Source organism: Streptomyces aurantiacus JA 4570 (genome assembly GCF_000414115.1).
Classification (GTDB): Bacteria; Actinomycetota; Actinomycetes; order Streptomycetales; family Streptomycetaceae; genus Streptomyces; species Streptomyces aurantiacus_A.
On record NZ_AOPZ01000219.1, the window covers coordinates 1 to 9,504 of the forward strand.

The window sequence follows — 9,504 nt, forward strand, 5'->3', positions numbered from 1 at the left end:
CACCCGACGCGGCGGCTGTGCCCCGCGTCGCCGGGACGTTCGCGGCGGCCGCCGACTGGCGCCGCTTCCCGCTGCCGGTGCCGGGCGACGCGGTGGCGCGGCTGATCTCCGACGACGGCAAGTCGGCTCTGGCGTCCGTGAGTTACACGGACAAGATCGGTGCCGACCCCGACGTGGAGTGGCTGCGCGACACCGCCCGCGAACTGCTCGCCGACAGCGGCGCCGCCAAGGGTGCCCAGGTCCACGTCACCGGCGAGCTGGCGCTCATCCACGACACGTACGAGAAGGCCGAGGCGGACAACTCGCTGATGGAGTCGGTGGCGTACGTCATCATCTTCGTCATCCTGCTGGTGTTCTTCCGCGCCCTGGTCCCCGCGATCCTCACGCTGGCCGTCATCGGCCTGTCCATGAACGTCAGCCAGGCCGCCCTGCACGCGCTCGGCGAGCAGGTGACGCTCACTCAGTTCACCGTCACCATCATGACGTTCGTGATGCTGGGCGCGGGCGTCGACTACAGCATGCTGCTGTCCTCGCGCTACCGGCAGGAACGCCTCGCCGGACGCGCTCCGAGGGACGCCGCGGTGCACGCCACCGTGCACGCGGGCGAGAGCATGCTGCTCGCCGCGGGCGCGGTGGCCCTCGCCTTCGGCGCGACCCTGCTGTCACCCGTGGACTGGATCCCGCCGCTCGGCTACGGCGGGCTCATCGGCATCCCCATCGTGCTGGCCGCCGCGCTCACCCTCACGCCCTGCCTGCTCGTGCTGCTCGGCGACCGCTTCTTCGCGGTGGGCCGCGCGCCCCTGTCCGACCTTGAGCACACCGGCGCCATGGGCCAACACCTGCGCCGCACGGCGGAGTTCGCGCGCCGCCGCAAGGGGTGGATCGTGGTGGCGTTCCTCGCCGCGACCATCCCGTTCGCGCTGCTCGTCGCGGGCAACCGCTCCACGTCCGACCCGGTCGCGCTGAGCCCGGCCACCGACTCCCGCGAGGGCTTCGAGACCGTCGCCGGAGTGTGGGGCGACGCGGCCGTCATGCCGACGATCGCCGTCGGCCGCGCGGGCCCCGGTGTCGTACGCGACGGCGAGCTGACCGCCGAGGGGCGGCAGGCGGTGTCCCGGCTCACCGAGCGCCTCAACGCCGTCCCGGGCGTCGCGTCCGTGGACTCCGCGACCCACCCCTTCGGCAGACGCTGGTCCGACGGGCAGCTCGCGGACGCGGGCCGCCCCCTCCTCGACGACTATGTCTCCCGCGACGGCACCCTGCGCTTCGTCGTCGCCCTCGACGACGACCCGTACGCGAAGGAGGCCGTCGCCACGGTCACCCGTCTCGAACGCGTAGCCGACCAACAGGGCGGTGGCGTGGCCGAGTTGGAGGTCGGCGGCACCACCCAGGTCGACCGGCAGTACGGCGACGCGCTCAGCTCCAGTTTCTGGCAGATGGTCGCCCTCGTCAGCGTCGGCGTCTTCGTGATGCTGATGTTCACGCTGCGCTCGCTGCTCGTACCGCTGCGCCTGATCGCCACCATCATGCTCAGCAACGTCTGGGCCGTCGGCCTCACCGTGCTGATCTTCCACCACTGGCGCGGCGAGGCGATCATCGACGATCTGCCGATCTTCCTCACCGTCCTGATGATGGGGCTCGGCATGGACTACGAGATCTTCCTCGTCACCCGCGTCCGCGACCTGCTGCGCAGCGGGCTGAGTCAGGAAGAAGCCACCATGCGGGCCGTCGTCGACACCGGGCGCGTCATCAACGCGGCGGGCCTGGTGATGGCGGGCAGCCTCGGCACGATGGCCCTTTCGTCCACGCTGATGCTCCAGGAGTACGGCGCCGGGCTCGGCCTCGCCGTGCTGCTCGACGCGACCGTCATCCGCATGCTGTTCGTCCCGGCCACCCTGCTGCTCCTGCGCAAGTACAACTGGTGGCTGCCCGGCTTCGGCGTGCGCGGGCGCCGCCTCGACAAGGTGCCCGCGGGGTGACGCGCATGACGCTGCACACGCACGACGACCGGGCCGACGAGGCCACGGTGAGGACCCGCGCGCTCGACCGGCTGCGGGCGCACCACGCCGCGTTCCCGGTGACGTCCGCGGCCGCGCTGTTCGCGGTGCTCGCGGCGGTCCGCGTGGCCGGGGCCTTCACCTTCCCGGTGATGGTGCTCTCCGTGGCGCTGAGCGCGGCCGTGCTCCTGGTCCTGCCGCGCGCCGGCTGGGCGGGGGCCGGGGTGCGCCGGTGCGCGCTGCTGCCCGCCGTCCTCGGCACGGCCCTGGTGGCCGTCGTGTACGGCCAGACGTTCCTCGCCACCCGCGCCACCTTCGGCGACGGCGACGACAACTGGACGACGTGGATGCCCCGGCTCTTCGAGGGCATGGTGCCGGGCGCGCCCTGGGCCGACGTGGTGGCCATGGTCCTCGCCCTCGGCGTGCTGGTGCCGCTGGTCGAGGAGGTCTGCTACCGGGGCGTCCTGTACCGGGCCGTCGAGGTCCGCTGGGGCGGCTACGCGGCCGTGGTGACCACGGCCGCCGGCTGGGCGGCCGTGCACGTCGGCGACTACGGCCTCAACCCCTTCAACCTGAAGGTGCTCGGCGGGCTGCTGCCGTCGGTGTTCCTGATGGGCCTCGCCCTCGGCATCTGCCGCGCCGTCACCGGCTCCGCCCTCGCCTGCGCGGCCGCGCAGGGCGTCTGCAACCTGCTGCTGCTCGGGGCGGCGGCCGCGTGGCTGTGAACCACCCACTGAACCACCACCCACTCAACCAGCCACCGTTAAGGACAAGTTGATGCCACGACGCCTGTTCACCTCCGAATCCGTCACCGAGGGCCACCCCGACAAGATCGCCGACCGGATCAGCGACACGGTGCTCGACGCCCTGCTGAGCGTCGACCCCACGGCGCGCGTGGCCGTGGAGACCCTGATCACCACGGGCCTCGTGCACCTGGCGGGCGAGGTCACCACCACCGCGTACGTCCCCATGGCCCAGCTGGTCCGCGACGCGGTCGTGGACATCGGCTACGACTCCTCGGCGAAGGGGTTCGACGGCACCTCGTGCGGGGTCTCGCTCTCCATCGGCGCGCAGTCGCCCGACATCGCCCTGGGCGTGGACACCGGCGGCGCGGGCGACCAGGGCATGATGTTCGGGTACGCCACCGACGAGACGCCGTCGTACATGCCGCTGCCGATCCAGCTCGCGCACCGCCTCGCCCGGCGCCTCACCGAGGTCCGCAAGGACGGCTCCGTGCCGTATCTGCGCCCGGACGGCAAGACCCAGGTGACCATCGAGTACGAGGGCAGCCGCCCGGTGCGCCTGGACACCGTCGTCGTCTCCTCCCAGCACGCGGCCCACATCGACCTCGACGCGCTGCTGCTCCCCGATGTCCGCAAGTTCGTCGTGGACCACGTCCTGGAGGAACTGCGGGACGAGGGAACGGAGTTGGGCACCGAGGGCTACCGGCTCCTGGTGAACCCGACGGGCCGGTTCGAGATCGGCGGCCCGATGGGCGACGCGGGCCTGACGGGCCGGAAGGTCATCATCGACACCTACGGCGGGATGGCCCGGCATGGCGGCGGCGCGTTCTCCGGCAAGGACCCCTCCAAGGTGGACCGTTCGGCGGCGTACGCGATGCGCTGGGTGGCCAAGAACGTGGTCGCCGCGGGCCTCGCGCGCCGCTGCGAGGCGCAGGTCGCGTACGCCATCGGCCGCGCGGAGCCGGTGGGCCTGTTCGTGGAGACCTTCGGCACCGCGACGGTGTCCCAGGCCCGCATCGAGCAGGCCATCACCGACGTCTTCGACCTGCGGCCGGCTGCGCTCGTGCGGGACCTGGACCTGCTGCGCCCCATCTACGCGCAGACCTCGGCGTACGGGCACTTCGGCCGCGAACTGGCGGACTTCACGTGGGAGCGCACGGACCGCGCGGACGCGTTGCGGGCGGCGGCCGGGGGCTGACGCGGCGACCGGGACGGCAACACTTACCTTTTGGTGAGTACCTCACCAAATAGTCCGTACTTGTGGCCAGGGATGCGCCGATCAACGATGGGCGCATGGCAACCACTACGAATTCCACGAACCCCACAACAGCCTCCACCCTCACCCCCGTCACCGTCATCGGCCTCGGTGCCATGGGCCAGGCCCTCGCGGGGGCCTTCCTCAAGGCCGGTCATCCGACGACCATTTGGAACCGTTCGCCGGGCAAGGGCGAGGACCTGGTCGCCCGGGGCGCGACGCGCGCGGCGACCCCGGCGGAGGCGGTGCGCGCCGGTGAGGTCGTGGTGGTGTGCGTCGTCGACTACGAAGCCTCCCAGTCGATCCTGGAGCCGATCGCCGCCGACCTCGCCGGGCGCGTGCTGGTCAACGTCACCTCGGACGCCCCGGAGCGCGCCCGGGAGGCGGGCGAGTGGGCGGCCGAGCATGACATCGCCTATCTCGACGGCGCGGTCATGATCCCGACCGTCATGATCGGCACTCCGGACGCGCTGCTCTTCTACTCCGGCGACAAGGCCGCGTACGACAAGCACGAGGGACTGCTGAAGTCCCTCGGCGGCCAGTCCGCCTACGTCGGCGCGGACCACGGTCTCGCCGCCGTCTACGACCTGTCCATGCTCGACTTCTTCTGGACGTCGATGTCCGGGCTCGTGCACGGGTACGCGCTCGCGGCCAAGGACGGCGTTCCGGCCGCTTCGATCGCCCCGTTCCTGAAGTCCCACATCTCGCTGCTGTCCCTGCTCGTCGAGGAGACGGCCAAGAACCTGGACGAGGGCGCGTATCCGGGCGCGGAGGCGAACCTCGCCATGGAGGTGGAGGGCATCGAGCACATCCTGCACGCCGCGGAGCGCCGCGGCCTGGACGTGTCCGTGCTGCGGGGCGTGCGGGACGTGGCCCAGCGGGCGGTGGACCTCGGGCACGGGGCCGACAGCTGGTCGGCCACGGTGGAGGGCGCCCGCAACCCCGCCTGACCCGGACGGGAACCGGCCCGGACGCCCGGCCCCTGGCGTTGACGCCGACGTCAAGGATTACCGTCGCGGTATGCGAATCGGCGAGCTCGCGCGGCGCGTGGGGACGACCACGCGGACGCTGCGCTACTACGAGTCGCGCGGGCTGCTGCCCGCGCGGCGCGACGGCAACGGCTATCGGACGTACGGCGAGGACGACGTGCGGCTCCTGGAGCAGATCAGGACCTTGCAGGACTTCGGGTTCGAGCTGGAGGAGACGCGGCCGTTCGTGGAGTGTCTGCGGTCGGGGCACCCGGCCGGGGACTCCTGCCCCGCGTCCGTCGCCGTATACCGCCGCAAGCTCGGTGAACTCGACGCCCTGATCGGCGAGTTGACTTCTGTGCGGGCGCAGGTCGGCGCGGAGTTGGCGCGCGCCGAGGAGGCGATGGCGGGGCTCGCCGCCGACGCGGGGGCGGCTCCGGACGGTCCGGAGCCGCGGTGCGAACTGAGGGGTACGGGATGAGCGTGCTGAAGGCGGACGGGCTCGGCGAGGTGACCGACGCGGATTTCGGGTCGGAGGTCCTGGGGGCGGACCGGGCGGTCCTGGTGCAGTTCACGGCGGAGTGGTGCGGGCCGTGTCGCCAACTGGCGCCCGTCCTCGGTGACATCGCCCGGGAGGAGGCGGATCGCCTGAAGGTGGTGCAGCTCGATGTGGACCGGAACCCGGAGACGACGGTGGCGTACGGGGTCTTGTCGACGCCGACGCTGATGGTCTTCCGCGACGGGGAGCCGGTGTGGCAGAGCGTCGGCGCGCGGGCGAAGCGGCGGCTGCTCGCGGACCTGGCGGGTGCGGGCGCGCTCTGAGCGCGGAGGGCGCGTGAAAGCGGGCGCGTGAAAAGAGAAAAGCCCCGGACGCATTGACGTCCGGGGCTTTTCTCTGCGTATAGTGGATCCTTTCGCAAAGCCCTGCCCATTTGGGCATACGGGTTCTGCGAGAATCGGTATAAGAGCACTGTAACTGGCGAGGGGCTGAATTGTCAACCGAGGAATTGCGGGAAGAGCAGCAATTCGTCTCCGGGCTGTACGCGCGCCTCGACGCGCTGCGCGAGGAGGCCGAGTCCGCCGTGCAGTCGTCATTGGCGCAGGTGGGCAACGGGCTGCAGGCGCGTCTGGAGCGCGATGTCATGGTGGCCGAGCAGTCCGGGGTGCTCGCCGCCCTGGACGCGGGCGAGAACGGTCTCTGCTTCGGGCGGCTGGAATTCCAGGACGGGCGGGATCACCACATCGGCCGCATTGGAATCCGGGCGTCCGACGTCGAGCGCACTCCACTGGTGATCGACTGGCGGGCGGAGGTGGCGCGGCCGTTCTATCTCGCGACCGGGCACACCCCGATGGGTCTGCGCAGGCGCCGGCACCTCACCACCGAGGGCCGTGAGGTGACGGCCCTGCACGACGAGATCCTGGACCTCACCGACACCACCCGCACCGGCCACGAGGCCGCGGACGCCGACGAGGTGCTGCTCGCGGCGCTCGACTCCGCGCGCACCGGCCGCATGCACGACATCGTGCAGACCATCCAGGCCGAGCAGGACCGCATCATCCGCGCCCCGCACCGGGGCGTGCTGGTCGTCGAGGGCGGCCCGGGCACCGGCAAGACGGTCGTCGCGCTGCACCGCGCCGCGTTCCTGCTGTACGCGCACCGGGAGCTGCTCGCCAAGCGGGCCGTCCTGGTCGTCGGCCCGAACCCGGCCTTCCTCGGCTACATCGGCGAGGTGCTGCCCGCGCTCGGCGAGACCGGGGTGCTGCTCGCGACGCTCGGTGAGCTGTTCCCCGGGGTGACCGCGACCGGCACGGACTCGGCCGCCGCGGCCGAGGTCAAGGGCCGGGCCGAGATGGCCGACGTGCTCGCGCGGGCGCTGCGGGACCGGCAGCAGCTTCCGGAACCCGGAGCGCCGTTGATCATCGAGCACGACGACGGCGACCTGATCCTGGACTGGGAGATCGCGTACGAGGCGCGGGCCGCCGCGCGCGAGGCGGATCTGCCGCACAACCTGGCGCGGCCCACGTTCGCCTTCCACGTCATCGACGCGCTCACCCGGCAGCTGGCCGAGCGCATCGGCCACGACCCGTACGGCGGGCCCAACTTCCTCGGGCCCGACGACATCGCCCAGCTCGGCAAGGGCGTCGCGGTCAGCGCCGAGGTGCACGCCGCCCTTGAGGAGCTGTGGCCCACGCTCACGCCGGAGCGCTTCGTCACGGACTACCTCGCCGAGCCCGTGCACCTGTCGGACGAGGACGCCGCCCTGGTGCGGCGCGCCCCGGGCGCCCCGTGGACGTCGGCGGACGTTCCGCTCCTCGACGAGGCCGCGGAGCTGCTCGGCCAGGACGACAGCGCCGAGCGGGCGCGCGCGGAGGCGGAGCGGCAGCGGGCCGTCGCGTACGCGCAGGGGGTGCTCGACGTCTCGTACGCGTCTCGTACGTACGAGTTCGAGGACAAGGACGACGAAGACGCCGAGGTGCTCCTCGCGCACGACATCATCGATGCCGAGCGGATGGCCGAGCGCCAGGAGGAGGCCGATCACCGCAGCGCCGCCGAGCGGGCCGCGGCCGACCGGACCTGGGCGTTCGGCCACATCATCGTGGACGAGGCGCAGGAGCTCTCGGCGATGGCCTGGCGGCTGCTGATGCGCCGCTGCCCGACCCGCTCCATGACGCTCGTCGGGGACCCGGCGCAGACCGCCGAGGCCGGCGGGGTCGGCTCCTGGCAGGACATCCTCGGGCCGTACGTCGAGGACCGCTGGGAGTACGCGCGCCTCGGCGTCAACTACCGCACGCCCGCCGAGATCATGGACGTCGCGGCGGAGGTGCCGCGGGCCGCGGGGGTTGTCGGCTTCCAGCCGCCGTCTTCCGTCCGGTCCACCGGGGTGCGGCCGTGGGCGCGGCGCGTCGACGATCTCGCGGCGGCGGTGGCGGACGCGGTGGCCTTGGCAGCGCCGGACGTGGGGCGGCTTGCCGTCATCGCGCCGCGCGAGCTGCACGAGTCCCTGGCCGGGAAGCTGCCGGATGTCACGCCCGGCGCCTCGCCCGACCTGACGCGCCCCGTCGTCCTCATCGACCCGCGCCAGGCCAAGGGGCTGGAGTTCGACACGGTCCTGGTGGTGGAGCCTGCGCTGTACGGCACGAGCGACTTGTACGTGGCCCTGACGCGGGCCACGCAACGCCTCGGCATCCTCTACGCCGGGGTCCTGCCCCCGGCGCTGAGCGCCTTTGCCTAGTTCTGCGGGCCGGTGGGGGCTGGTCGCGCAGTTCCCCGCGCCCCTTCGGGGGCGCGGCACCGCGCCCCCCTAGGCCGGGCGCAGCCACACCGTGGCCAGTGGGGGCAGCGTGAGGCGCAGGGAGGCGGCGCGGCCGTGGGCGGGGGTGGCGTCCGGCTTGAGGGGGGCGGGGTTGCGGACGTCGCTGCCGCCGTAGCGGGCGGCGTCCGTGTTCAGGACCTCCTGCCAGGCGGCGTACTCGTCCGGCACCCCCACCACGTACTCCGGCCGCACCACGGGCGAGAAGTGGGACACGGCGAGCAGCGGCGCCCCCTCGGCGTCGTACCGCAGGAAGGCGAACACATTGTCCTCGGCGGCGTCCCCGTCGACCCAGGCGAACCCGCCGGGATCGGTGTCCCGCTGCCAGAGCGCGGGCACCGACCGGTAGGCGGTGTTGAGGTCGCGGACGAGGTCCCGGACGCCACGGTGGTCGGCCTCGGCCCCGTACGCGGGGTCGAGCAGCCACCAGTCCGGCCCGTGCCCCTCAGCCCACTCCGCGCCCTGCGCGAACTCCTGCCCCATGAAGAGGAGTTGCTTGCCGGGATGGGCCCACATGAAGCCCAGGTACGCCCGGTGGGTGGCGCGCCGCTGCCACCAGTCGCCGGGCATCTTCGACACCAGCGACCCCTTGCCGTGCACCACCTCGTCGTGCGAGATCGGCAGGACGTAGTTCTCGCTGTAGGCGTACACCATCGAGAACGTCATCTCGTGGTGGTGGTACCTGCGGTGCACCGGCTCCTTGGACACATAGCCGAGGGAGTCGTGCATCCAGCCCATGTTCCACTTCAGGCCGAAGCCGAGCCCGCCGAAGCCTCCGGGCCCGGTGTGGTGGGTGGCCCGGGTGACGCCGTCCCAGGCGGTGGACTCCTCGGCGATGGTGACGACGCCGGGGCAGCGCCGGTAGACCGTCGCGTTCATCTCCTGGAGGAAGGACACGGCGTCCAGGTTCTCCCGGCCGCCGTGCTCGTTCGGCGTCCACTGGCCGTCCTCGCGCGAGTAGTCGAGGTAGAGCATGGAGGCGACGGCGTCCACGCGCAGGCCGTCGATGTGGAACTCCTCGCACCAGTAAGTCGCGTTGGCGACAAGGAAGTTGCGTACTTCCTTGCGGCCGTAGTCGAACTCCAGGGTGCCCCAGTCGGGGTGCGCCGCCCGCGCCGGGTCCTCGTGCTCGTACAGCGGCTTCCCGTCGAACTCGGCGAGCGCCCAGTCGTCGCGCGGGAAGTGCGCGGGCACCCAGTCCATGAGGACGCCGATGCCGGCCTGGTGCAG

The 9,504-nt window shown here is 72.1% G+C and carries 8 protein-coding genes; 7 read left to right on the top strand and 1 reads right to left on the bottom strand.

Annotated elements, in window-relative coordinates; genetic code table 11:
* The 7 genes from STRAU_RS21355 to STRAU_RS21385 all read left to right on the top strand — a co-directional run.
* A partial coding sequence (locus tag STRAU_RS21355; RefSeq protein WP_052029183.1) for an MMPL family transporter occupies positions 1–1,979 on the top strand: 1,979 nt, incomplete at its 5' end.
* Between the two features lie 5 nt (positions 1,980–1,984).
* Positions 1,985–2,722: a CPBP family intramembrane glutamic endopeptidase gene (locus STRAU_RS21360; RefSeq protein ID WP_016642456.1), complete on the top strand. Its 738-nt coding sequence runs from the start codon at positions 1,985–1,987 to the stop codon at positions 2,720–2,722.
* Positions 2,723–2,774: 52 nt separating this feature from the next.
* Positions 2,775–3,938, top strand: a complete 1,164-nt coding sequence (gene metK / locus STRAU_RS21365) for a methionine adenosyltransferase (protein ID WP_016642457.1) — start codon at positions 2,775–2,777, stop codon at positions 3,936–3,938.
* 95 nt (positions 3,939–4,033) lie between these two features.
* On the top strand, positions 4,034–4,945 hold the full coding sequence (locus STRAU_RS21370) for an NAD(P)-dependent oxidoreductase (protein WP_016642458.1): 912 nt from the start codon (positions 4,034–4,036) through the stop codon (positions 4,943–4,945).
* Between the two features lie 70 nt (positions 4,946–5,015).
* Positions 5,016–5,444 (top strand): MerR family transcriptional regulator, encoded by a 429-nt coding sequence (locus STRAU_RS21375; protein WP_016642459.1) that lies wholly within the window; start codon positions 5,016–5,018, stop codon positions 5,442–5,444.
* Positions 5,441–5,785, top strand: a complete 345-nt coding sequence (locus STRAU_RS21380; RefSeq protein WP_037660934.1) for a thioredoxin family protein — start codon at positions 5,441–5,443, stop codon at positions 5,783–5,785. The genes STRAU_RS21375 and STRAU_RS21380 overlap by 4 nt, the downstream gene beginning before the upstream one ends.
* A 170-nt stretch (positions 5,786–5,955) precedes the next feature.
* Positions 5,956–8,196, top strand: a complete 2,241-nt coding sequence (locus tag STRAU_RS21385) for a HelD family protein (RefSeq protein ID WP_016642461.1) — start codon at positions 5,956–5,958, stop codon at positions 8,194–8,196.
* 69 nt (positions 8,197–8,265) lie between these two features.
* Here the strand turns inward: STRAU_RS21385 and glgB are convergent.
* The coding region (gene glgB, locus STRAU_RS21390; RefSeq protein WP_037660936.1) for a 1,4-alpha-glucan branching enzyme at positions 8,266–9,504 on the bottom strand (1,239 nt) is incomplete at its 5' end.

Coding starts and splice junctions, on each gene's coding strand:
- STRAU_RS21370 (WP_016642458.1), top strand. CDS start 4,034: ATGGCAACCACTACGAATTCCACGAACCCCACAACAGCCTCCACCCTC.
- STRAU_RS21380 (WP_037660934.1), top strand. CDS start 5,441: ATGAGCGTGCTGAAGGCGGACGGGCTCGGCGAGGTGACCGACGCGGAT.
- STRAU_RS21375 (WP_016642459.1), top strand. CDS start 5,016: ATGCGAATCGGCGAGCTCGCGCGGCGCGTGGGGACGACCACGCGGACG.
- metK (WP_016642457.1), top strand. CDS start 2,775: ATGCCACGACGCCTGTTCACCTCCGAATCCGTCACCGAGGGCCACCCC.
- STRAU_RS21360 (WP_016642456.1), top strand. CDS start 1,985: ATGACGCTGCACACGCACGACGACCGGGCCGACGAGGCCACGGTGAGG.